26 protein-coding genes and 1 tRNA gene are annotated in these 23,390 nt (G+C 65.5%); 16 read left to right on the top strand and 11 right to left on the bottom strand.

The genetic code is table 11. The features are described 5' to 3' along the window. Positions 1-62: 62 nt before the first annotated feature. Together NN4_RS17305 and NN4_RS17310 are read left to right on the top strand one after the other, a co-directional pair. Positions 63-290 carry a hypothetical protein gene (locus NN4_RS17305; RefSeq protein WP_107659949.1) on the top strand — a complete coding sequence of 76 codons (228 nt, stop codon included), beginning with the start codon at positions 63-65 and terminating at the stop codon, positions 288-290. Between the two features lie 247 nt (positions 291-537). Next, complete coding sequence (locus NN4_RS17310; RefSeq protein WP_011206875.1) at positions 538-1,212, top strand: Crp/Fnr family transcriptional regulator; 675 nt, start codon at positions 538-540, stop codon at positions 1,210-1,212. A gap of 69 nt (positions 1,213-1,281) precedes the next feature. On the opposite strand, the gene NN4_RS17315 is transcribed toward NN4_RS17310, so the two are convergent. The 3 genes from NN4_RS17315 to sp36 are packed head-to-tail and all read right to left on the bottom strand — an operon-like array spanning position 1,282 to position 2,760. Continuing rightward, entirely contained in the window at positions 1,282-2,073 is a 792-nt protein-coding gene (locus tag NN4_RS17315) for an MBL fold metallo-hydrolase (protein WP_147132055.1), read from the bottom strand. Positions 2,074-2,119: 46 nt separating this feature from the next. Further along, on the bottom strand, positions 2,120-2,587 hold the full coding sequence (locus NN4_RS17320; protein ID WP_107653768.1) for a RidA family protein: 468 nt from the start codon (positions 2,585-2,587) through the stop codon (positions 2,120-2,122). An 11-nt stretch (positions 2,588-2,598) separates the two neighbouring features. Next, a complete protein-coding gene (sp36, locus tag NN4_RS17325) occupies positions 2,599-2,760 on the bottom strand; it encodes a Sp36 family protein (RefSeq protein WP_014981181.1) in 162 nt (53 codons plus the stop codon). 172 nt (positions 2,761-2,932) lie between these two features. Between sp36 and bagA the strand changes: the two genes are divergently transcribed. Beyond that, a complete protein-coding gene (bagA, locus tag NN4_RS17330) occupies positions 2,933-3,952 on the top strand; it encodes an ATPase BagA (RefSeq protein ID WP_147132304.1) in 1,020 nt (339 codons plus the stop codon). A gap of 2 nt (positions 3,953-3,954) precedes the next feature. Further along, positions 3,955-5,085, top strand: a complete 1,131-nt coding sequence (gene bagB / locus NN4_RS17335; RefSeq protein ID WP_135234436.1) for an ATPase BagB — start codon at positions 3,955-3,957, stop codon at positions 5,083-5,085. A gap of 97 nt (positions 5,086-5,182) precedes the next feature. Here the strand turns inward: bagB and NN4_RS17340 are convergent, their stop codons facing one another. After that, positions 5,183-5,506 (bottom strand): WhiB family transcriptional regulator, encoded by a 324-nt coding sequence (locus tag NN4_RS17340; RefSeq protein ID WP_014981178.1) that lies wholly within the window; start codon positions 5,504-5,506, stop codon positions 5,183-5,185. A 359-nt stretch (positions 5,507-5,865) separates the two neighbouring features. Between NN4_RS17340 and NN4_RS17345 the strand changes: the two genes are divergently transcribed. Then, entirely contained in the window at positions 5,866-8,235 is a 2,370-nt protein-coding gene (locus NN4_RS17345) for a penicillin-binding protein (RefSeq protein ID WP_147132058.1), read from the top strand. 57 nt (positions 8,236-8,292) lie between these two features. Here the strand turns inward: NN4_RS17345 and NN4_RS17350 are convergent, their stop codons facing one another. Beyond that, positions 8,293-8,757, bottom strand: a complete 465-nt coding sequence (locus NN4_RS17350) for a GatB/YqeY domain-containing protein (RefSeq protein WP_147132061.1) — start codon at positions 8,755-8,757, stop codon at positions 8,293-8,295. A gap of 146 nt (positions 8,758-8,903) precedes the next feature. Between NN4_RS17350 and NN4_RS17355 the strand changes: the two genes are divergently transcribed. The 10 genes from NN4_RS17355 to NN4_RS17400 all read left to right on the top strand — a co-directional run bounded on the left by NN4_RS17355 (position 8,904) and on the right by NN4_RS17400 (position 17,002). Then, positions 8,904-9,866 carry a metallophosphoesterase gene (locus NN4_RS17355; RefSeq protein WP_135234433.1) on the top strand — a complete coding sequence of 321 codons (963 nt, stop codon included), beginning with the start codon at positions 8,904-8,906 and terminating at the stop codon, positions 9,864-9,866. A 38-nt stretch (positions 9,867-9,904) separates the two neighbouring features. Further along, positions 9,905-11,845 carry a DUF8017 domain-containing protein gene (locus NN4_RS46605; protein WP_147132064.1) on the top strand — a complete coding sequence of 647 codons (1,941 nt, stop codon included), beginning with the start codon at positions 9,905-9,907 and terminating at the stop codon, positions 11,843-11,845. A gap of 96 nt (positions 11,846-11,941) precedes the next feature. Then, a tRNA-Pro gene (locus tag NN4_RS17365) sits at positions 11,942-12,015 on the top strand. Positions 12,016-12,259: 244 nt separating this feature from the next. After that, entirely contained in the window at positions 12,260-13,423 is a 1,164-nt protein-coding gene (locus NN4_RS17370; RefSeq protein WP_186818485.1) for a helix-turn-helix domain-containing protein, read from the top strand. 240 nt (positions 13,424-13,663) lie between these two features. Then, positions 13,664-14,098, top strand: a complete 435-nt coding sequence (locus NN4_RS17375; protein WP_246180924.1) for a DNA-directed RNA polymerase subunit beta — start codon at positions 13,664-13,666, stop codon at positions 14,096-14,098. A 58-nt stretch (positions 14,099-14,156) separates the two neighbouring features. Next, complete coding sequence (locus tag NN4_RS17380; protein WP_147132073.1) at positions 14,157-14,363, top strand: hypothetical protein; 207 nt, start codon at positions 14,157-14,159, stop codon at positions 14,361-14,363. A gap of 220 nt (positions 14,364-14,583) precedes the next feature. Beyond that, positions 14,584-14,802, top strand: coding sequence for a hypothetical protein (locus NN4_RS17385; protein ID WP_147132077.1), 219 nt, complete (start codon positions 14,584-14,586; stop codon positions 14,800-14,802). Further along, positions 14,802-15,155: a hypothetical protein gene (locus NN4_RS17390; protein WP_147132080.1), complete on the top strand. Its 354-nt coding sequence runs from the start codon at positions 14,802-14,804 to the stop codon at positions 15,153-15,155. Before NN4_RS17385 ends, NN4_RS17390 begins: the two co-directional genes overlap by 1 nt. 82 nt (positions 15,156-15,237) lie before the next feature. Continuing rightward, a complete protein-coding gene (locus tag NN4_RS17395; RefSeq protein ID WP_147132084.1) occupies positions 15,238-15,732 on the top strand; it encodes a hypothetical protein in 495 nt (164 codons plus the stop codon). Positions 15,733-15,769: 37 nt separating this feature from the next. After that, positions 15,770-17,002, top strand: a complete 1,233-nt coding sequence (locus NN4_RS17400) for a hypothetical protein (RefSeq protein WP_147132088.1) — start codon at positions 15,770-15,772, stop codon at positions 17,000-17,002. A 491-nt stretch (positions 17,003-17,493) separates the two neighbouring features. On the opposite strand, the gene NN4_RS17405 is transcribed toward NN4_RS17400, so the two are convergent. The 6 genes from NN4_RS17405 to NN4_RS17430 form a co-directional block, all read right to left on the bottom strand. After that, a complete protein-coding gene (locus tag NN4_RS17405) occupies positions 17,494-18,345 on the bottom strand; it encodes a phage major capsid protein (RefSeq protein ID WP_147132091.1) in 852 nt (283 codons plus the stop codon). A 167-nt stretch (positions 18,346-18,512) separates the two neighbouring features. Next, positions 18,513-19,037 carry a hypothetical protein gene (locus NN4_RS17410; RefSeq protein ID WP_147132094.1) on the bottom strand — a complete coding sequence of 175 codons (525 nt, stop codon included), beginning with the start codon at positions 19,035-19,037 and terminating at the stop codon, positions 18,513-18,515. Between the two features lie 25 nt (positions 19,038-19,062). Next, entirely contained in the window at positions 19,063-19,380 is a 318-nt protein-coding gene (locus NN4_RS17415) for a hypothetical protein (protein WP_147132098.1), read from the bottom strand. Between the two features lie 33 nt (positions 19,381-19,413). Continuing rightward, positions 19,414-20,115 (bottom strand): helix-turn-helix domain-containing protein, encoded by a 702-nt coding sequence (locus NN4_RS17420; protein WP_147132101.1) that lies wholly within the window; start codon positions 20,113-20,115, stop codon positions 19,414-19,416. Between the two features lie 75 nt (positions 20,116-20,190). Next, entirely contained in the window at positions 20,191-20,385 is a 195-nt protein-coding gene (locus NN4_RS17425) for a helix-turn-helix transcriptional regulator (protein WP_246180925.1), read from the bottom strand. A 257-nt stretch (positions 20,386-20,642) separates the two neighbouring features. Further along, the gene (locus NN4_RS17430) at positions 20,643-21,782 is read right to left on the bottom strand and encodes a site-specific integrase (RefSeq protein WP_147132103.1); all 1,140 of its coding nucleotides are present in this window, start codon (positions 21,780-21,782) and stop codon (positions 20,643-20,645) included. 371 nt (positions 21,783-22,153) lie between these two features. Between NN4_RS17430 and NN4_RS17435 the strand changes: the two genes are divergently transcribed. Then, the gene (locus NN4_RS17435; protein ID WP_147132106.1) at positions 22,154-23,344 is read left to right on the top strand and encodes a DUF418 domain-containing protein; all 1,191 of its coding nucleotides are present in this window, start codon (positions 22,154-22,156) and stop codon (positions 23,342-23,344) included. The last annotated feature ends 46 nt before the right edge of the window (positions 23,345-23,390 follow it).

A 23,390-nucleotide genomic window follows, 5' to 3' on the forward strand; every position in this document is an offset into this window, starting at 1 on the left:
CGGTTGCCGTGTTCCATCTGAGACCTAGACCGTGTTTACTCCTCCGTATGCAAGGACTCGCTGTGGTGCTCTTCCCAGTGCTGTTGATGCTGTTCGCACTGGGTATGGAGCGGGTCGAGAACCGGCTCCGCAAACTTCTCGAACCCGACGAAGAGGTTCAGCAGTACCTGGACAAAGCAAGCAACGCAGAAGTGAAAGAGCTGACGAGGCTCGGCCTGCCGGCGGCCGTGGCACGGATGCGCAAGCGCCGTACCCGCGGCGAAGAGCTGGATGTGGCCCGGGCGAGTTAGCGCTCGCCCGAGGCGGGAACCCGCACCATCCGCCGGGGCCGCGACGGGCCCGGCGGCGGCAGCTCGCACAACCAGGCAGGGACCTGCGAACACCGCCGACAAACACTGGTACGGTTCTTCGCTGCGCCACGCAATCCACTCGTTACGTGGTGTCTGTCACTACGCTGTCATCATGCCGCGTAGACTGCGCTGTTGGCCGAGTCGCTTTCGGTCCAGTACGGAGCCATTTCCCATAAGGAGCACATAAGTGGACGAGGCCCTCGCCAGAGCAGGCATCTTCCAGGGCGTCGAGCCCACTGCGGTGGCCGCCCTCGCCAAGCAATTGCAGCCGGTGGATTTTCCGCGCGGCCACGTCATCTTCAACGAGGGTGAGCCAGGAGACCGGCTCTACATCATCACCTCGGGCAAGGTGAAGATCGGCCGCAGATCACCGGACGGCCGGGAGAACCTGCTGACCATCATGGGCCCGTCGGACATGTTCGGCGAGCTGTCGATCTTCGATCCGGGCCCGCGTACCTCCACCGCCACCACGGTGACCGAGGTTCGCGCCGTCACCATGGATCGCGACGCGTTGAAGTCCTGGATCGACCAGCGGCCCGAGATCGCCGAGCAGTTGCTCCGCGTGCTCGCGCGTCGCCTGCGCCGGACCAACAACAACCTGGCCGACCTGATCTTCACCGACGTCCCCGGCCGGGTCGCCAAGGCGCTGCTGCAGCTCGCGCAGCGGTTCGGCACCCAGGAGGCAGGCGCGCTGCGGGTCACCCACGACCTGACCCAGGAGGAGATCGCCCAGCTGGTCGGCGCCTCCCGCGAAACCGTGAACAAGGCGCTCGCCGACTTCGCGCACCGCGGTTGGCTGCGGCTGGAGGGCAAGAGCGTGCTCATCTCCGACTCGGAGCGACTGGCGCGCCGCGCGCGCTGACGCGAGCTCGAGACGATCGGACAACACGCTGGGTTCAGAGCTCCTGGGACCCAGCGTGTTGTCGTGCATTCAGGATTCGGCGCGTAGGTACTCCAGCTGTGCCTGCACCGAGCTGCGGGCGGCCAGCCAGAGTCGCTTGTCGACATCGGCGTAGACGCGCCGGACCACGTCCATCGCGCTCGCTTTCGGGCCGAGCACCCGCAACGCCTCGCGCACCTGATCGAGGCGTTCCTGCCGGTGCGTGATGTAGTACCGGGCTACCGGCGCCAGATCGGGATGGTCCGGTCCGTGCGCGGGCAACAGCGCCTTCCCCGCACCGATCTCGACCAAGCGGTCCAGTGAGGCCAGATAGTCGGCCAGGGTGCCGTCGCTCGAATCGAGCACGGTGGTGCCGCTGCCCAGAATCGTGTCACCGGTCAGCACCGCGTCGTCGAGCAGGAAACTCATCGAATCCCCGGTGTGACCCGGTGTCGCCACGACGGTGAGGCGCAGGCCCGCGGCCTCGATCACCTCACCGTCGACCAGCGGTGCGTCCGAACCGCGCAGAAAGCCGGTGTCCTTGGCGCGCACCGGGGTTCCGGTCAGTTTCACCAGGTGATCGATGCCGCCGGTGTGATCGTGGTGCCGGTGCGTGATCAACGTGAGTGCGATATCGCCCCCGGTGACCTCGGCGATCTTGGCGCTGTGCGCCTTGTCCTTCGGACCGGGATCGACCACCACACAGTCCGACCGCCCCGGCGCCCGCAGGATCCAGGTGTTGGTGCCGTCCAGCGTCATCTGGCCGGGGTTGTCCGCCAGCAGCACCGCTGCCGTCGGCGTGACCTGCCGTAGTTGTCCGTACGCGGGATGAGTCAGCGTCATCGATGTACCCCAGTCGATCGAATCCCAGTCCGGGACTTTTCAGTTGTTACCGCACCTCGGCGATGAGTTCTACCTCGACCGGGGTGTTCTTGGGCAGCTCGGACACGCCGACCGCGGAGCGCGCGTGCACGCCCGCGTCACCGAAGACCTCGGCCAGGAACTCCGACGCGCCGTTGATCACGACCGGCTGGTCGTTGTAACCAGGTGCGGAGGCGACGAATCCGACCACCTTCACGATGCGCACCACCGCGTCCAGGCCGACCAGGCTGTGCACCGCCGCCAGCGCGTTGAGCGCGCACAGCCGCGCGGCTTCCTTCGCCTGCTCGGTGGTCACCTCGGCGCCGACCTTGCCGACCGCGGACAGCTCGCCGTCCACGAACGGCAGCTGGCCGGAGGTGTAGACCAGCGAACCGGTCCGGATCGCCGGAATGTAGGCGGCCACGGGCGCGGCCACGGGAGGCAGGGTCAGGCCGAGGCGGGTGAGGTTGGTCTCCCATTCGGTCACTGCGGTCATCCCCTTCTCCTTTACTTCGGGCGCTTGAGATAGGCGACGTGCTGCTCGCCGGTCGGCCCTGGCAGCACGGTCACCAGCTCCCACCCGTCGGCGCCCCACTGATCGAGAATCTGCTTGGTCGCGTGCGTCAACAGCGGCACGGTCGCGTACTCCCACAAGCTCGCTTCACTCATGCAGGTGAGCGTAGCTGTGTCCAATTGGCGGCGCCTGCGGCACGGCGTTGCTCAACGCGCAATCATCCGCTGTCTGGTACAGATACACGCCCTGGACCAGGCACTAGGCGGATCCCTCGGGCGCGATCTCAGAACGAGTTATAGGCTCGCGAGCGTGGGAGTACCAACAGCAGTGCCTGTTTCGGCGGAGCCGGGACTGGAAACAGGGTGGCCGAAGCGTGCCGAGAAGGCGCGTCTGCACTATGTCTCCGGGAAGGGCGGCACGGGCAAGTCCACGGTGGCCGCGGCGCTCGCCTTGGCGTTGGCCGCGGGTGGACGCCGGGTGTTGTTGGTGGAGGTGGAGAGCAGACAGTCGATTGCGCAGCTGTTCGATCTGCCGCCGCTGCCGCCGACCGAGACCAGGATCGCCACCGCCGACGGTGGCGGCGAGGTGGTCGCGCTCGCGCTCGACATCGAGCATGCGTTCCTCGAGTACCTGGACATGTTCTACAACCTGGGCTTCGCGGGCCGGGCGATGCGCCGGATGGGCGCCATCGAATTCGTCACCACCATCGCGCCAGGTCTGCGGGACGTCATCCTGACCGGCAAGATCAAGGAGACCGCGGTCCGGGTGGACAAGGCGGGCAAGCGGGTCTACGACGAGATCGTGGTGGACGCCCCGCCGACCGGCCGGATCGCCAGCTTCCTCGACGTCACCCAGGCCATGCTGGAGGTGGCCAAGGGCGGGCCGATCGCCTCGCAGGCCGAGGGCGTTTCCAAGCTGCTGCACTCGGATCAGACGATGATCCACTTGGTCACCCTGCTGGAGGCGCTGCCGGTGCAGGAGACGGCCGACGCGGTCGCGGAGTTGAAGGCGGCGGATCTGCGCATCGGCACGGTGATCGTGAATCGCGCCACCGAGGGCCAACTGCCCACCGAGCTGCGCGCCAAGGCCGCACAGGGTCATGTCGACACCGACGCCATCCGAGCCGGACTCGCCTCGACGGGGATCACCTTGTCCGACAACGACTTCCAGGGCTTGGTCACCGAAACCGTCGAGCACGCAGCCACTTTGCAGGCGCAGGACGACAGCGCAGCCGACCTCGCCAAGGTCGATGTGTCCCGCATGTACCTACCCGCCCTGCCGGACGGCATGGACTTGGGTGGCCTGTACGAACTAGCCGAACACCTGAGCAAACAAGGGGTCCGATAGTCATGACGACGCCGACTGTGGCCGCGCCACTGGATGTTTCGGACATCATCGACGACCGCACGGCGCGGGTGATCGTCTGCTGTGGTTCCGGCGGCGTCGGTAAGACGACCACCGCGGCCGCGATCGCATTGCGCGCGGCCGAGCAGGGCCGCAAAGTGGTGGTTCTCACCATCGATCCGGCCCGTCGACTGGCCCAGTCACTCGGCGTCGCCGACCTCGGCAACACTCCGCAGCGGGTGCCGCTCGGCCCGGAGGCCAAGGGCGAGCTGCACGCGATGATGCTGAACATGCGGCGCACCTTCGACGACATGGTGCTCGAGCACACCAGCCCGGACAAGGCCGAGCAGATCTTCGCCAACCCCTTCTACCAAACGGTCGCCTCCTCGTTCGGCGGCACGCAGGAGTACATGGCGATGGAGAAGCTCGGCCAGCTGGCCGGGCGCAAGGAGTGGGACCTGATCGTGGTCGACACTCCCCCGTCGCGCAACGCACTGGACTTCCTCGACGCGCCGAAGCGGCTCGGAAACTTCTTGAACGGCAGGATGATCCGGGTGATCATGGCGCCGGGCCGCGGCGTCACCCGGCTGGTCACCGGCGCGATGAGCCTGGCGGTGCGCGGGGTGTCCACCATTGTCGGCGGCCAGATGCTCAAGGACGCGTCGAACTTCCTGCAGTCGCTGGACTCGCTGTTCGGCGGCTTCCAGGATCGGGCGGACCGCACCTACGCGATGCTGTCCAAGCCGGGCACGCACTTCCTGGTGGTCGCCGCCGCCGAGCCGGACGCGCTGCGCGAGGCGTCGTTCTTCGTCGACCGGCTCTCCACCGAGCGGATGCCGCTGGCCGGGCTGGTGCTCAACCGCACGCACCCGGCGCTCAGCTCGCTCTCCGCGGACCACGCGCTGACGGCGGCCGAGCAGCTCGGCGACACCGATCCGCTCACCGCGTCGGTGTTGCGGATCCACGCGCGCCGGGTGGCCACCGACAAGCGCGAACAGCATCTGCTGCACCGGTTTACCGGCGCGCACCCTCGGGTACCGATCGTCGCGGTGACCGCCCTGCCGTTCGAAGTGTCGGATCTGGCGGCACTGCGCGCGGTCGGTGATCAGCTCACCGGCCACCGAGCATCTGCTTGATACATAGACGCATCGGCTATTGGTCCAAACGGAAGTATTTGCCCCCAAACGGAACTGAGCCCGCTTTCGCAGGCTCAGTTCCGAATGTCGGTCGGGGCTACATGGCCACCTGATGTTGGCGTTGGGCCTGGAAGAAATCGGCCCACGAGGTGACCTCGGGATGCTGCTTGAGGAGCGCGCGACGCTGCCGCTCGGTCATACCGCCCCACACACCGAACTCCACTCGATTGTCGAGGGCGTCGGCACCACACTGCATCAGCACCGGGCAGTGCCTGCAGATCGTCGCGGCTTTGCGCTGCGCAGCGCCGCGAACGAACAACTGATCGGGATCCACTTCCTTGCATCGGGCCTGGGCTACCCAGGCGATCCTTGCTTCGGCCTGCTCCACGTCCAATCGAGCGATGGGGGTTGTCATGTGCATTTGGTGTGCCCCTTTGCAGTCCGAACACCGGGTCAACGGCGCTCCAGAATCGCGTGTCAGCGTCGCAGCAACCCAAACCCCGCTGCGAACTGCACCACATTCCACTTTGAGTGTTAGCTCTATCACACTGGGTTCTCAATCTAGGTAAAGGTATGGGCCTAGCGCAAGACCGCCCTCGGAATTTTTGGTACGTCCGTCCCTGCAAAATGCCGGGAGCGGCGGCGGGTCCGGCACATTCGCGGCGCGCCGTCCCGCGACACGCCAGACTCGCGGCCGCGACACGCCCAATCGTCCGCACGAATCGCCTTCCGGTAAACGCACGGAAGAACCCTCGGACCCCACCCCGTAGGCTGGGGATCGTGCCGATCACACAAACGCTAGCGAGGCTGGCCGGCAGCTGCGCGCTGGCCGCCGTGCTCGTCGCCGGGTTGCTGTTCCCGCTCGCCGGTGGCTTCGGATTCGTCTCGAACCGAGCCGCCGACGCCGTCGACAACGTGTCCTCGGAACTGGTCGAGGGCACGGTCCCCGCCGTCTCGACCATGGTCGACGCGAGTGGAACACCGATCGCCTGGCTGTACGAGCAACGCCGCTTCGAAGTCCCCAGCGACAAGATCTCCAACAACATGAAGCTGGCGATCGTCTCCATCGAGGACCGGCGCTTCGCCGAGCACGAGGGTGTCGACTGGCAGGGCACGTTGCGCGCGTTCTTGACCAACACCTCGAGCGGTGAGGTCCAGCAGGGCGCGTCCACCCTCGACCAGCAGTACGTGAAGAACTTCCAGCTGCTCGTCGTGGCCAAGACCGACGCCGAACGCCGGGCCGCCATCGAGACCACGCCCGCGCGCAAGATCCGGGAGATCCGGATGGCGCTCACCCTGGACCGCGAGCTGACCAAGGACGAGATCCTCACCAGGTACCTGAACCTGGTCCCGTTCGGTAACTCCTCCTACGGCATCCAGGACGCGGCGCAGACCTACTTCGGCGTCGACGCCTCCGAGCTGAACGTGCCGCAGTCGGCGATGCTCGCGGGCATGGTGCAGAGCTCGTCCAAGCTGAACCCGTACACCAATTCCGAGGGTGTGCTGGCCCGCCGCAACACGGTGCTGGACACGATGATCCAGAACATCCCCAGCCGCGCCGACGAATTCCGCGAAGCCAAGACGATGCCGCTGGGCGTGCTGCCGGAGCCGAAGGGCCTGCCGCGTGGCTGCATCGCCGCCCACGACCGCGGCTTCTTCTGCGACTACGCCATCCAGTACCTGGCCAACGCGGGCATCAGCAGGGAGCAGATCGACAAGGGCGGCTACCTGATCAAGACGACGCTCGACCCGGTCGTGCAGGACTCGGTGAAGCGGTCGGTGACCGACGCGGCCAACCCGAACCTCGACAACATCGCGCAGGTGATGTCGGTCGTCGCGCCGGGCCAGGACTCGCACCCGCTGATCGCGATGGCGAGCAGCCGCACCTACGGCCTGAACCGCGACGCCAACGAGACCGTGCAGCCACAGCCGTACTCGATGGTCGGCGACGGCGCGGGCTCGATCTTCAAGCTGTTCACCACCGCCGCGGCCATGGAGAAGGGCCTCGGCATCAACGCCCAGCTCGACGTACCGAGCCGGTTCGAGGCCAGGGGCATGGGTAACGGTGGCGCCCGCGGCTGCCCGCCCGCCACCTACTGCGTCGAGAACGCGGGCAAGTACAAGTCACCGATGTCGGTGACCGAGGCGCTGGCGACCTCGCCGAACACCGCGTTCGTCAAGCTCATTCAGGCCGTCGGCGTCACGCCGACCGTCGACATGGCGGTCCGGCTGGGCATGCGCTCCTACACCGAGCCGGGCAGCTCGGGCCACGGCAACCAGAGCCTCGCCGACATGATCAAGGAACAGAACCTCGGTTCGTTCACCCTCGGCCCGGTCGCGATCAACCCGCTGGAACTGTCGAACGTCGCCGCGACGATCGCCTCCGGCGGCAAGTGGTGCCCGCCGAACCCGATCAAGGAGGTCGTCGACCGCCAGGGCAAGCAGGTGCCGCTCACTCAGCAGGCCTGCGAGCAGGTCGTCGAGCCCGGCCTGGCCAACACCCTGGCCAACGCGATGAGCAAGGACGACATCAGCGGCACCGCGGCGGGTGCTGCCAAGTCGGTCGGCTGGAACGCACCGATGTCGGGCAAGACCGGAACCACCGAGAGCCACCGCTCCTCGGCCTTTGTCGGCTTCACCAACTCGCTGGCCTCGGCCACCTACGTCTACGGCGACAGCCCGACGCCCGGTGAGATCTGCTCGTTCCCGCTGCGCAACTGCGGCGACGGAAACCTGTTCGGCGGTAACGAACCCGCGCGGACCTGGTTCAACTCCGTCAAGCCGATCCTCGACCGGTTCCCGGCGCCCGCGCTGCCGCCGCTGGACGACAAGTACGTCCGCGGCTCGAACAACGCGCAGGTGCCCGACGTGGTCGGGATGACCCAGGGTCAGGCGACCGCGGCGCTGGTCGGCGCCGGCTTCCAGGTGACGCCGGTGACCGGTCCCGGCGCGCAGGCCAAGGGCACCGTGATGGGCACCGCGCCGAACGGCTCCGCGATCCCCGGATCGGTGATCACCCTCTACATCAGTGACGGCACCCAGCGCGCCGCACCGCCGCCCGGCCCGCCACCAGGGCCACCGGGGATCCCCGGGCTGCCACCGCCGCCGCTGTTGCCGCCCATCCCGATCCCCATCCCCATCCCGCGCTGACAAAAGGGGCCGCGAACCAAAGGTTCGCGGCCCCTTTGCGTGGGACTCGAAAGGTGCCTACAGCCGGGCTTTCACGGCCGCCGACAGCCGGGAGCCATCGGCCTTGCCCTCCGCCAATGCGGTGGCGACCTTCATGACCTGGCCCATCTGCCGCATGCCCGGCCGCTCGCCGAGCTCCTCGGCGACCTGCGCGATCGCCGTGTCGGCGACGTCGGCGACCTCCGCCTCGCTCAGCTGGGTGGGCAGGTACTCGTCGATGATCCGCGCCTCGGCGTGCTCGTTGGCGGCCAGCTCACCGCGACCGTTCTGGGTGTAGATCTCGGCCGACTCGCTGCGCTTCTTCGCCTCTTTCTGCAGCACGGCGATCACGTCGGCATCGGAGAGTTCGCGCGCCTCGGCGCCTGCGGTCTCGGCCGTCTGGATGGCGGCGAGCAGCATCCGCAGCGTGGCGAGGCGCAGCGTGTCCTTGGCTTTCATCGCGGCGGTCATGTCCGTCCGCAGTTGCGCTTTGAGTTCCGACATGAGGCTCACGGTAGCTGGTCCTTCGCAACCCGCCCACCACATTTGCGCTGCTGCGGCGAATCCCGACGCTGTTTTCCGGGGCCTGCGCAAGCACTTGTGCGTAAACACACTCGGCGTTCCCCAACGGGGTCACCTATGCTGGGCAAATGCCCGTAATCTCGACCTCTGCTGTCCGCACGACCGCGTTGGGAGCCGCCGGGGCGGCCGTGGCCGGAATCGGCTATGCCTCGCTGGTCGAACGCAACGCCTTCGTTCTGCGGGAGGCCACGATGCCGGTCCTCGCGCCGGGGTCATCGTCGCTGCGGGTGCTGCACATCAGCGATCTGCACATGACCCCCGGTCAGCAGCGCAAGCAGCAGTGGCTGCGGGAACTGGATCGGCTGGAGCCGGACCTGGTCATCAACACCGGCGACAACCTCTCGCATCAGAAGTCGGTACCCGCGGTAGTCCAGGCCCTCGGCGGATTGCTTTCCCGCCCGGGGCTTTTCGTTTTCGGGAGCAACGACTACTTCGCGCCGGTGCCGAAGAACCCGATGAAGTACTTCAAGAAGGACCACCGGCGCGTCTACGGTGCCCCGCTGCCGTGGAAAGACCTGCGCGCGGCCTTCACCGAGCGCGGCTGGCTGGATCTGACGCACATCCGCCGCGACCTCGAGGTCGCAGGCATCCGGATCGCCACCGCGGGCGTCGACGACCCGCACCTGCACCGCGACCGCTACGACACGATCGCGGGCGCCCCGAACCCGTTGGCCGACTTGCGTATCGGCCTGACCCACTCCCCCGAGCCGCGCGTGCTCGACCGCTTCGCCGAGGACGGCTACGACCTGGTCATGGCCGGGCACACGCACGGCGGTCAGCTGTGCCTGCCCGGTTACGGCGCGCTCGTCACCAACTGCGGCATCGACCGGTCCCGGGTCAAGGGCGCGTCCAAGTGGGGCGAGCACACCCAGCTGCACGTCTCCGCGGGCGTCGGCACCTCGCCGTGGGCGCCGTACCGTTTCTGCTGCCGCCCAGAGGCCACCCTGTTGACGCTGGTCGCCGCGCCGCCGAAGCGGCCGTCGGCCGACACCGGCCAGGGCGTGTCCACATCGGAGGCCGTCGCCCGCTAAGGTCGCGTGCCGAGACGTGTGTCAGGCAGGGGACAACTGTGAGTGGATTCGACGACCGGCGCGACGACCCGACGGTTCTGGGCCGACCCGGTGCGGCCCACCCAAATCAGCAACAGCCATCCGGCGCTGACCAATTCGGCCAGGCAGGCGCGCAGGACGAGGCCGAGCGGCAGGCGCCCGCGCGGCCGTGGAAGCGGGATTCGGGCTTCCACGAGCAGGTGCAGTGGCCGCCTGCCGACCCGGGCGCGCAGTGGCAGCAGGGTGCGGCGGGTTCGAGCGGGTCGTCCACTCCTGATCCCACCGTGCAGTGGCAACCCGGTCAGACGCCAACGCCCGACTATCAATGGCAGCCAGGCCCCAGCGGGCAATCTCAACCGGCACAGCAGTGGCAGGCCGGCGGCTCGCCCGTGGCCGACGCCCAGTGGCAGCCGACCGGCTCGACCCCCGACGCCAACGCCCGATGGCAGCCCAACGGCAGTTCAGCGCCCAACGCGCAATGGCAGCCCGGCGGGAGCGGCCAGGCACCGCCGACACCGCAATGGCAAGCCCCCGCAGCGGGATCCGGTCGCGCCGACCCAACTCAATTGGCACAGCCCGTATCCGGCGGGCAAGCGCAGTGGCAGCCGTCGACCGCCACGCCGGGACAAGCCGACCCGACCCTGTTGGCACAGCCGGTTTCCGGCGGGCAAGCGCAACCCGCGCAGTGGCAGCCGCCGACCGCCACGCCGGGACAAGCCGACCCGACCCTGTTGGCACAGCCGGTTTCCGGCGGGCAAGCGCAACCCGCGCAGTGGCAGCCGCCGACCGCCACGCCGGGGCAGGCCGACCCAACCTTGTTGGCACAGCCGCTTTCCGGTGGACAAGCCCAGCCAGCGCAGTGGCAACCGCCGACCGCCGCACCAGGGCAGGCCGACCCAACCCTGTTGGGACAGCCGCAGTCCCGCGATTTCGGTGAACCCGTCGGCCTGTGGCAGCCCAGCCTCGGCACGCCCGAGCCGAGCCGGCAGGCGCCGAGCGAGGCGGCACCGACCATGCTCGGCTATCCCAACGCCACTCGACTAGGCCAGCCCGACCCCGCCCTCCAATGGCAGCCTGCGCCATCGGCACCCACCTATGCCGCACCGCAGTACGGACAGCCGGTAGCGGGTGCGTACGCGCCGCAGAGCGGGTTCGGCGGACCGCCGGGGCAGCAGCCACCCGGCTACGGTGCGGGCGGTCCACCGCCCAGCGGGCGCGGGAAAGCGGTACTGCTGGTCGGACTGGTGGTGCTGCTGGTCGCGGCGGGCGCGGTGACCGCGGTGACGCTCGCGAAGCGCGGCTCGGACAACTCTGATTCGCAACGCAACTCACCCTCCATGGTCAGCGCATTGACCACCAGCGCGGCGGCTTCCCCGACCCCGTCGAAGTCCAGCACCCCGCCCACGCCGGCCAACGGCCGCAACGAGCCTCCCCTGATCCCCGGCTACCAGGTGGTCGTCGCCCCCGACCGGGGCGCAGCCTACGACGTGCCCGCAGGCTGGACGATCGCACCGGAGACCGCCATCGGCGGGTTCGGTGAGCCGCCGAACGCGGTGGCGGGCAAGGGCTACGCCAGCGACGGCAAGGGCTACTGCCCGGGCTCGACCCGCACCGCGTCGTTCCTCACCGGCTCGAAGGACCCCGATTCCGGCGCCGCCGCAACCGAACTCGGCACCAGAACGGCCAAACTCGCCTACACCGCCTCCGCCGACGCGCACCCGGCCCCGCCCGTCCCGATCGACTCGCTGGACGGGACGCAGCACGGCATGTTCGTGGAAACCAAGGGCACCGTCACCGAGGCCAAGCCCGGCTGCGCCACCGCGTACTCCGTCTACACCGCCGCCTTCCCCACCGAGAACGGCAGCTTCGTCATGGTGATCGCCGCCGACACCGGCGTCCCCGGCGCGCTGGACGCCGAGACCGCCAAGCGCATCTTCACCAGCATCCGCCCCCACGACTGACCACCCCGCCACCGAATTGCTCCGCGATAACCCCCTCTGAGCTGGGGGTTTAACGTCTACACCGACCTTGTTGTAAGGTAGTCCAGGTTCGATTCACGGGGTGTGGCGCAGCTTGGTAGCGCGCTTCGTTCGGGACGAAGAGGTCGCAGGTTCAAATCCTGTCACCCCGACTCGTGTGGTTGAGACACGAGACGGCCCCAACCTGGTCATACAGGTTGGGGTCGTCTTTTTGCCTCGCTCCGGTTTCGGGCGCGTGCCTAATCCGTGCCGAACGAACTCCAGCTTGCAACCCAGCGCCAGCTGACTTCTGCTGCCTGAGTCGTGACCGCCGTCGACGGGATGAGCACGGCCGACTCGATCACGACTGAGCGAAAGCCATGTACGTGGCGAACGCTCGGTCGTAGCGTGGGATACATGACTGTGGACAGCGGCGAACGGCTGAAGACCGCCCGGAAACGGGCGGGTATGACGCAGAAGGAACTAGCTGCCAAGTCGGGTGTATCGCTATCTCAAGTCAAGAAGATTGAGGGCGGTACCTACAATCCTCGCCTAGAGACCTTACGAGCGTTCGCGGTCGCGATGGGCATACGCACATCCAAGTTGCAGGTCCAGCCGGACTTCCAAGCACCCGACGCCGATACGGCCGCCCAGTGGTCCGCCGTGTGGCCTGCCCTGTCCGGCGTCGTCGCCCAACCCGACGAGCCTGCCACGACCGAAGGCGTACAGCGAGTTCTCGACAGCGTCCAGCGGATGATCAGCGCCGATCGGTACGCCGAAGTCACTGCGCTGTTGCCGGACCTGGTCCGAGACGTCGACAGCCTGGAAGGTGCAGGTGCTCGCGCACTGAAGTTCCGGGTGTGGAACATGGTCGGCTCACTGCTGGCTCAGACTCGGCAGTTCGAGGCGGCCGACGAAATCCTGAATCGCGCGTTGGACATCGCGGACAATGGCGTTGAAGTCGCAACCGTCGTGGATACGAATCTGTGGGCGGTGCTTCGGCAGGGCCGTCTTGAGGATGCCCGCAACATGGCCATCCGGACGGCCGACGACATCGAACCCCGCTTCAGCCGTGCGAGCGTTTCCACTGTCGCGATGTGGGGTCGGCTGTGGTTGAAGGTCGCGAACGCAGCGGTGCGAGACAATCAACCAACCGAGGCGGAAGACGCCATGTCCATGGCGCGGGCCGCCGCATACCGGATCGGTCGAGACATTTACGTCGAGCGGCTGCTCGGCCGCACGTTCGGTCCCCTCGAGGTTGGCTACATCACCGGCGAAATGCATGTGATCGCAGGCGAACCAAGACTGACAATAGCCACAGCCAAGCAACTTCCGCCGCCGATGCTGGAACCCGCTGGGTCGAGCCGGATGCGGCACCGGCTGGATCTTGCCAATGCCCATGTGCAGCTCGGGAACTACGGAGACGCCTTGCGGGAGATGCGTCGCGTACAACACACTGCGCCGGAATGGCTTGTACAGCAACGCTATTCGCGCGACATTCTTGGGACCATGATCAGTAAGCGTCGGTCGCTGACGCCGGAGATGCGAGAGATGGCCAGCGCGATTCGCCTGGACTACTAAACATCCTACGAATGTCCCTTTCGGTCAACGGCGGCCGGAAGGGACATTGTTTGCCCTGGTAAAGCGGTGTGACCCTGGTTCAACAACCGGTGCAGTATGGCGCGATCCCGGCCCAATCGGGAGGGACCTACCGAGCGGCACCGCGAGAACATCCATTTCGATGTGAGCAGGGGGCCTAGGCCGATGAAGAACATTTCGTTTGGGGATACACCAGTCTCTCGATGCGTCTACTACCGCCTGGTGTGTGGACTGGCCGCCAATATCGACCCGCCCGGCTCCGGGCGCATCAACTTCCTCGCCGGGAGCACCGCCGTGCTGAGCATGCCTGGTTCGTTGGGAATCGTTGTACTCCAATACATGCAGCGTCACGGCGTCGCGGTCGGCCCGATCGTGGCACATGCCGGTTCCAACCGGTGGACCTTCCTGGTTCGGCCGGACGTACCCGACGACGACACCGGGCTGTTCAAGGAACTTTTCCGGCTCAATGTCATGTTCTGGGGTGAGGGAGCGATCGCATTGCCGTCGCCGACCGGCGAACTCGGAGGCGGTAGCAGACGGTGGATAGAACTACCACGCAACAGCTTTCGGCCATCCGGCCGTGTTGTCGTTGACGCGATACTCGGGTGTACCGGTATCCAACGCGATTCGCGATCGTTGGCGGTGCATCGTGGCTGACTGCGGATGCGGATGCGGGTGTGGTCCGTGGATTAGGCTGTCACACTGCGCTGTTGGGATGCACAGCCCTTCGGGTGAGCTGATCAAGGTCCGGTGCCCTTCGATCTTCTGCACGGGCCTGGTCGAGTTGATCAATGGCAGGATCGCCCCGCACGACGGCACGGTGCCGGGGCACTGCCCGTGGATCGGTACACGGGTTGTCGATGACACCACAGATATCGACCCTGACTACTTCGCCAAGATGCGGGCGAAGAGGGAGGCGTGACCGTGGGCACGTTCGAAGACCTTCGTCAGCGTGTGACCGTGCAAGCCGCCCGCGCCGGATACGGGTTGAAGCGCAACAATCGTCCGCCCTACGGATGGTCCTTGATCAGCGCGGGCAGTCATGAACCGGTGAAGTCAGGCTCGTTGGATCATCTCGAAAACTGGCTGGCTGAGCACCGGGCGACAGCATGTTCCGACAGCGGCAGCGACGGGCGGAACCGATGAACACCGACACATCCCCGCATCCGGAGGAGCCCGACGTGCACCTAGCCGTGGTGCTGCACGGTCGGCGGCTGGACTTCGCCGCGTGTCTGACCTCGGCACTGGTCTTCGTCCAGGAGCAACAGCAGCAGCGCTATATCGACAGCGTGAGCGTGATCCCTGGTGCCACAACAGGCTTGGATCGACTCCCGAACGAGCGACTCTACGAGGGGCCATGATGACGCTCAAGCCTATCGCGGTCGGCTACCTCCGTCGGGACATCGCCGGAGTAGCGCAGCCGTGGAATGAGACCCAAATCCGTAGTTTGGCAAGGCGACTCGGTTACAACCTCGCCAAGACCGTAGTCTTCGGCGCTAGCACCGCACACCCGGTACCGGAACTCATCGAGGCGGCTCGGCGGGCGAAGGCCGACGCCGTGATCGTGCCTAGCGTGACCCACTTCGACGGTAATGCCGTCCCTGGTGAACTCACACGGGTAGTCGACGTGGTCACCGTGTCACCCGAAGAGACTTACGCGCGTTGGTCTCTCAACCCGACACGGTGGAGCGACCACACCCCAGACCCCACCTGACGGAGGCAGCCTGCTTGTACCTTGACCGTGAACGGTTCGACCGATGCACCGTCTCACCAGGCCACTATGAGGAGAACTCGCAATGGATGATCAGATGGGTTTCGATATCGAGTTCGATGACACGACCCAAGCCTTTCTTGATTGGGTCGCGCCCGAACGAATGGAATCGGAAGTGCAAGCGTTCCTCGCGAAGGTTGTCCCCGATATTGAGGCTGACGCTCAATGGTGGAAGCCGCCGCTTTCGACTGAAATCATGGAGGCATCTGCGCGGCTGTTCGGTGATTGGGATGGCTTCCTTGCGGCGGATAATCGTGAACTCGCCGATAGGTACATCCGATTTCAGGGCGAGTGCTATCTCCGCCGCGCTAGTTATGGGTGGATGAACGTTCCGGAGTGGGGGCCGCCGTTGTACACCGATTTTGGTCCATCGGTGCGATTCGGTAACGATACGTATTCCGACGTGTCGATGGTCGCCATAGCGAAGCGCCTTTTCAAAGACGACGGGCCTGCAATGATCGAATACAGCATCACCGACGCGGGACGCTATGCGCGGAAGAATGCATCCGACACACAATGATCTAACTCTCCTGACGTAAACGGGGGTGGGTGCTGCCGTGCCCGACGAATACGACGATATCCGGCGAAGACTGTCCAACTATGAAAAAGGTCTGTATTTCGAACTAGGCAGGGCGCACGAAATGGGGGAAACCCCAGACAAAGGGTGGGTGAAGCAGTTCAGGATTCGAACCAGCGAAGGCCCGCGTGTTCTGGATAACGCCAAAACCATCGGTCGAGGCATCGAAGCGGTTGAGCGCAAATCAGGGCGAATCAATGAGCGTGAAGCGGGCCATCAGCTGGATAAAGAGCGCGCAGCGATCGAAGCAGGTCTACTGGCACGTTCCCGGTGGGAAACGGTGGCCGGGGAAAAGATTCCCGAGAAAATACGTCAGCAGATGCGGGACTTGGCCCGCGACACTAAGGGGAAATTTCAACACGTCGAACTCAGCCGAGAGGCAGCGGTTCGCGCTATCGAAATTGGGCGAAGCTTAGCCAGTCAGCAGCTCGAGCTGGTGAGATCGTATGAGCTACAGCGGGCCGACCGTGCCCGTGAACGTCTGGCGAAGATACGTGTAATTGCACGAGCGCAAGAGCGCGCCGAGAAGTTCCGGAAAATGGAAGCATTTCGGGAGGCCGCTGCTCGTGGTCGGGCGGATGCTCCGCGACACGTTCAAGCCGAACGTGCACAGCAGGCTGAACTACGAGCCGAGCGGGCTAAGACTCGTGAAACACCAGAGACTGAGCGCGATCGGATTACCCGCGAAGCTGCCGAGAAGACCGTAAGAGAATTTCAGGAACGACTCAACATCGGGCCGTCCACGGGTAAAGAACCCGAGAAGACCTCTCCGGGACGAGGATCACCCGAAGCAGCTAAAGCGGCCCTGATCGAGCAAGTGGAACGCGATGCCGCCCGTCTCGCGGCGCGGGAATTCCCATTCCCGGCACCTGATAAGCCCAGAGAGCAACAAACCGTCGAGATCGAGGAACGGAATACCCCCGAGTTGGCCGACGCGGCGAGCGTGGCACGCGATGCGGCAGACAAGGCGCAAGCCGAGCGCGAAGCCGCCGACAAGGTCCGTGAAGCAGCCCAGGAACGCGCAAAGGCATTGGAACAGGCGCAAATGCACGGTATTGCGCCCGAAGTCAGGGATCTGCTGGCGTTAGGTCAAGCCCAACCGCCGACAGCGGCGGTGGAGACGAAACCCGGTTACGCGCCGGGGGTTGAACGTGGCGGTACCGGACAAGGGCGAGACCCCCGAACCCTCGGTGTAGATCCACGCGGCCGATGAGCCGGGCCTTGAGGCCGCTTCGGGCCACGGCTGTCACGCACAACAACCCTGAGAGCTTGTATTGGCAAAAGTCCACAGAGCGGTGCGGATGGGATGGTAGGGCGCCGGGGAGGGGTGGGTGCCCCTGCCTGCCTGCGGTGATGCGAGGCCGGCGAGGGGCAAGCCGCGGGACTGGCCTACCCGGCAATTAGCTGCCGTCGCCGAGTGGGCCGCCTCGGAGTGTTCCCGCTCGCGTGACCTTCTTGCGGCGCATGGAATTCGGCGCGGGTCCGCTGGCGTTCGGAGCAGGTTCGGGGTCGCTGTCGTCGGCGGCGAGTTCGACCCATCCGTGCCGAGACCACCGCTCGGCGTCGACCGGATCGGCGTCAACGTATTGGCCAGCTGTCCCGTGCTCGCCGCGCACGGGATCGAATATCAGATGGGGCGGGAGAACTCGGCACCGGACTGTTTCTCCGTGGCGAGTCAGCGGAGTTTCGTTTGCCTCCACGGGATTACGCCGGGATGTTGATTTTGACGACGGTCGCCGGTTCGGGCCACCCGTAGGAGACACGGAGTTTCGCGCGAATCGCGATCCGGTCCGAGGTGAAGTACACGCTGCGGTCGGCCTCAAGTGTCACGTCCTCGGCAATGGCCAGGAAGCTGCGGCTCTGGTCGATACCCCAGATGGTTCGCGACGCGACAGCCGGGGAAACGAGCAGTGGTCGACCGAGGACTTGTCTGCGGGTCGGCAGGGCCGGGTCTGGCTGCAATGCTGGCATTTGCCCACCCACACCGCCCAGCGGCGTTGTAGCGACCAGCAATGCGGCGTCGGGTGCGGCGATCCAGTGCGTGATGTTGCCGCCCGCGAGCGCGGACAGGCTTTCCGCTTCGGCGGCCCAATCGAAATCAGTGAGCTTGCCGCCCTGCACATGCGCCGCTACAGCCTTGACACCCGACAATGTGGCCAGGCCGGGCGGGGCCGGTGCGGGCAGGCTCCCGAACGCACCCATATCCAACTTCTTCGCGATGTCCTTGGCCAAACCACGCCCGACAATGTCAGCGGCTTGCGGCGTCGAGCTCTGCGCGAGCTCACTGGTGATGACCGAGAGTCCGGCCAGCTTGCGCGGATTCAGAATCAGCTCATCCAAATCAGCGTCGGTGACCGGGATCTCCGCGCCCTCGGCGACAAACGACGCCGTTGGTGTCGCGGCGGTGGTCGGGATACGCAGCGCGGACATGCCCGCCGTGCGAACGATGGTGGAGCACAATGCGATTGCCGCGATGGATTCGAGCGGCTTGACAAGGCTCGCTTCGATTTGTGCGGGATTGAGGACGGCAGCGCCGGAGACAGTAGAGAGTGCCATTGGTGAAACTCCGTGAGAGCGAATGGTTTCGATTCATCCGCTCGCTGAGCTTCAGATGCTGCCCGACCTGGGGCCTACGGTGAGAACGCGATCCACACCCGGTGCATCGCGTCCTCACCGGTAATTTTCCGGGATACCGGAAGATGGTTCCAGATGATTCAGCTTGTTTAACTCTTGAGGAGTCCGCTCCAATTGCTGCCGCTACGGGCAGTTTCGCCGCTGTAGCCCTGCCCATAATTCGCGTGCCGGGCCACCGACGGAACCCGCGCGTTCTTCGACAGGCCGGGGCGGGTGCTCAGCAGTTCCTGAACAGCGGCATGCACTTTTGCCTGATCGGGATCGTCGTTGTTGTCGAGCAGCGCCGAGACGTCCGTCTTGCCGATGTCGAACAGGTCGGCGGGGACGGCGAGGTGCCCTGCGGCGATGCGCTCGATTTCGGCGCGCTGATACCGGGCGATCCGTTCGCGTGCGGCGGTGAGTTCGGTTTCGGTGTCGCGGAGTCTGCGCCGATACTTCGCCGCCTCGGCGTTGGGACTGCCGACCATGTCGGCGGTGTCGTTGACCTGGTCGGCGCGCCCGGCAGCGTCGGCGGGGGTGGCCGCGTGGTCAGCCGAACGGTTTTCGTCGCTCTGCGTGGCATCCGGAGGGCCGGAATCGGCGGGGCTGGTCATGTTCGTGTCGTCGGTATTCACTTGTTCCTCTATTCGGTTGTGTCGGTTACGGAGTCGGTGTCTGGTCGGCCAGGGCGGGCCACGTGCGCCGCCGCAGCGTCGCGCTGAGGAATTCGACCGTGGTGTGCAGCCGGGCGGATGCGGTTGCGCCGGGCTGGTCTTCGGGCAGCCGCAACCCGAGTGCCCGCAACAGCGTCTTCTCGGTGTCGGTCGCCGGACGGGTTCGTTTCGGTGTGCCTGCGTCGAAATCGGCGGCGTGCGTGGCGTCCTCGGCGTTCTGCCACACCGCGCCCAATGCCGTGGTGAACGTGAGCCAGCCACGCCGGTCACCAGGGATACGCGGGGGAAGGTCGATACTGGTCAAACGGTTGGTCCTCTCTCAGTAATGGCTACCTGGTCAGAATGGCGGCGACCCATAGGTGGTAAACGTGACCTCATCGCGGTTGTCAGCGCAGTCGTTGATGAACTTCCCGAAAGCTGAATCCCAATCGCTGCGTTGTTCCAGAAACATCCGCCGCCGGAAATCGGCGGCCAGCCCCTCGACGTCCAGACCTGAGCGCTGACACACGACAGTGTGGGTGTGATTCGGTTTCCACGTCTCCGGAAGCTGTTTTGGTTCGACGCTGATCGTGGGCATGGTCAGCCCTGCTGACCGAGAGTGTCTAGTTACTGGTTCTTGTTGTAATGGTTCTTGTTCGTCCGTGCCCTCACAGACCACCCCGTCTTGCGCAGGCACACCACCCCCACCCGGACTATCAGGCGGGGGCCAGACAAGTTTGTAGCAATTCGGCAACTGATTTGCGTAAACCTTGTTGCGCACCGGAGACTCGGAGCCGCGTCCGTCGCCGAACCGCTGCGTTCGTGTAATGAACCCAGCCTGCTCCAACTCCCGAAGGTACCTGTCCGCCGCCTCCGGCTGAGCGCAACTCATGACCGATGCCAGCGTCTTCCGCGACGGCCACGCCTCCCGAGTCTTTCCATCGGCGAACTTCGCCAACCCGGAATACACCATAATAGTTTTGCCGGAAATCTCCCCGCGCATAGCCGCCTCGATAAGCGAATGAGGCACTTTCGCGTACTTCACCTTTTTATTATTCAATTGAAATCCTCTACTGGCGGAACCTGTCTAAACATCGGCTTCGGTTGCCCCAATGGGGCAACCGAGATTGCCGTGTCAGCGCATCGGCTTCATAAGGGTTTCCAACTCGTTCAGATCCACGCGAATGCTCCGGCAACCGGGAACGCGGTAGCCGGTGATGGTGCCATCGGAGATGCGGCGACGCATTGTGCGCACCGACGTGCCGGTGAACTCGGCACCTTTCGTCAACGAAACGTAACGCGGGTACACACGCATATTGGCAGAGGTCATGGTGAGGTTGCCCTTCTACAACTGGAATCGCGCGAAGTCCTCACGCCATGACTCGAGCGGCCGTTGCGGCCGTGCTCTGGTGGCGACGATACCGGCCAGACAGGGACAGGCAAACTACTACCGCGCGCGATCTGCATCACATATGCGGCTTGTGGGATATAACTCCGAACGTCGGGTTTCGGTCTCGACGTGACCAGCCACACGCCGACTTCTTGCCGGAGCCGTCAAAAAGCCCTGCGGGGTATCGGACACACCGTTCAGGCGGCCCACATGCGTTGTGCCATCTCGCGATTGCGCTGCGGGTTGCTGTGGACGTAGCGCTGGCTCATAGCGACGCTGGTGTGCCCCATGAACGCCATGTGCTCGGACAAGGTCGCGCCCTGCTGGGCGAACAGGGTGGCCGCCGAGTGCCGGAAATCGTGAAACCGCAGCTTCGGCATGTCGAGGGTGGCAGCGACCTTCTTCAACCACTTCCGGACCGTGTTCGCGTGCACCACTTCGCCGTCCTGATTGGGAAAGACCAGCCCGTCACGCCCGGATGCCGCATAGGTGGCGATGTGGGTTTTGATCTGCTGGTACAGCTCCGGGGGCAATGACACCGTGCGCAGGGCTGCCTTGGTCTTCGGGGAGTCGATGATGACTTGCTTTTTGATCCGCGACACCGCCCGCGCCACCGTGACCGCGCAGTCTTCGGGGCTGAGCTTGAAATCCGAGCGCCGCAACGCAGTCACCTCACCCCAGCGCAGCCCGCCGAAGCCAGCGACCAGAACAAGCAGTCGCCACTGCTCGGGCATCAACGACGCGAACTGCCGAATCTGACTCGGCGACAACGTGATCGGTTCGACCTTGCGCGTCTTGACGCCCGCGCGCTTGATCCGGCACGGGTTCGACGGAATCAGCTCTTCATCGACAGCGTGATTCATGATCGTGCGCAACAGGCTGTAGGCGTTGGCATTGCGCGTCGGAAACGGCTCCAGCTTCGCAAACCACGTCCGCACCCGAGACAACTTCAACTCCGCCAACGGGATCTCACCCAACTCCGGCAGGATCACGTTTTTCAGGTAGCCCTTGTTGAGTGTGCGGGTCCGGGGCTTGTGCCGATTCACCGTCTCGTCATGCCACCGATTGCAGTACTTAGCGACGGTCAACACACCCTCAGCTTGTTTGGCCGCCTCGGCCTGCTGCTTCTTCAACCGGTCGGCCGGTGGCGTCCACTCATCGAACTCGATGAGCTTCCGCTCCTGCGACAGCCACCCCATGCAGTCGTCCTTGGACTCCCACGTGCGCGGTCCGTAGTACTGCTGCCCATCCGGGCCGGTATAGCGAGCCTGCCACCGCCCCGACGGAAGTTGCCGGGGAGCGCCGAAGGACCGTTTCGCCTGCTTCGTCTGTGCCACGTACGTGCCTAATCCTTGCCTAACGAGGGTCCATTCCTGACCACTTCTGTCCACCTAAGTCACTAGCTCTACCTCCATTCTACCAGGCAGACAACACTTTTCGTCTGGTGAGCAACCTGCCATGATCATTTTGGGAGGCAGTTTCAAATCCTGTCACCCCGACTCGTGGTTGAGACGAACACTTTGCCCCCGGCCTGCCAAGGCCGGGGGCAAAGTGGTTTCCGGGGGGTGCTATTCGGCGCGGACCCGTTGAGACGCAAGCCATTCAGCTGAGTGAAGTCAATCGTGGTCGAGCGGTGTACGAGTTAGTATCTGTCATATAGTATCTGTCACATACTTAATAACCACCCGATCGACGGAAGCCGGAAACCATGACCGATCAGCTGGTCGCCCCCCGCGCCCGCATCTACGACGTAGACGCCCTGCGCGGGTTCGCGCTGCTGGGGATCTTCATCGTCAACATCACCTTCATGTCCTCCGGATACCCCGGCAACCTCGCGACCGACCCCGCCTACACCGCGCCGCTCGACGACCTGGTCCGCGCGCTCTCGTCGGTCTTCATCGACATGAAGTTCTACCTGCTGTTCTCATTCCTGTTCGGCTACAGCTTCACCCTGCAGACGATCGCGGCGGCCCGGGCGGGCGCCGCCTTCGAACCACGCATGCTTCGCCGGATCGCAGGCCTGTTCGTGCTCGGCGTGCTGCACATCGTGTTCCTCTACGGCGGTGACGTTCTCACCACCTACGCGCTGGCCTGCCTCGTCCTCTTCTGGATGCGCGGGGTCACCGACCGCACCGCGCTGCGGGTGGTCGCCGCGATGTACGCCTTCGTCCTGGCGAGCCTGCTGCTGAGTGGCCTGCTCCTGGACACCTCGGCAATGCTGCCTTCGGCCACTGAGGCGCAAGCCAACGGCAGGCAGGCCACCGAGGCGCTGCTCGGCGGATGGGGCGACATCATCGGCGAGCATCTCGCCGGACTGCCACTGCTCGTCCTGCAGGCAGTCACTTTGCAAGGACCGACGGCGCTCGCGATGTTCCTGCTCGGCCTGATCGCCGGGCGCCGGAAACTGCTGGCGCAGGTGCGCGGCGACGAACCGATCCTGCGACGCATCCAGTGGATCGGCTTCCCGGTGGGCCTGGCAGGCAGCGTGCTCTACACGCTCGGCGGCGGCACCGGCACCGCGCTGCCCGTCGCGGTCAGCGTGGCCACCGCACCGCTACTCGCCGCCGCGTACGTCGCGACCCTGCTGCGCATGATGCACAGCCCACGCACCGCCTGGCTGCGCACCGCACTCGCGCCCGCCGGACGAATCGCGCTGACCAACTACCTCGGCCAGTCGCTGATCGGGCTGCTCCTGTTCACCGGCGTCGGGCTCGGCGCGGCGGGCAGTCTGTCCCCGTTGGCCACGCTCGCGGTGGCGCTGCTGGTGTTCGCGGCCCAATTGGCGGTCAGCGCAGCGTGGTTGCGCCGGTATCGGTACGGACCCGCGGAGTGGCTGCTGCGCTGGATCACCAACGGCCGCCGCCCGGCCTGGCGAGCGGTCGAGAGTCGCACGGGGTAGCGAACCGGGGTCGATTCGATCGGCCCCGGAATGCATACTGGCTCTG

This window comes from Nocardia ninae NBRC 108245, from assembly GCF_007990755.1.
GTDB classification, from domain to species: domain Bacteria; phylum Actinomycetota; class Actinomycetes; order Mycobacteriales; family Mycobacteriaceae; genus Nocardia; species Nocardia ninae.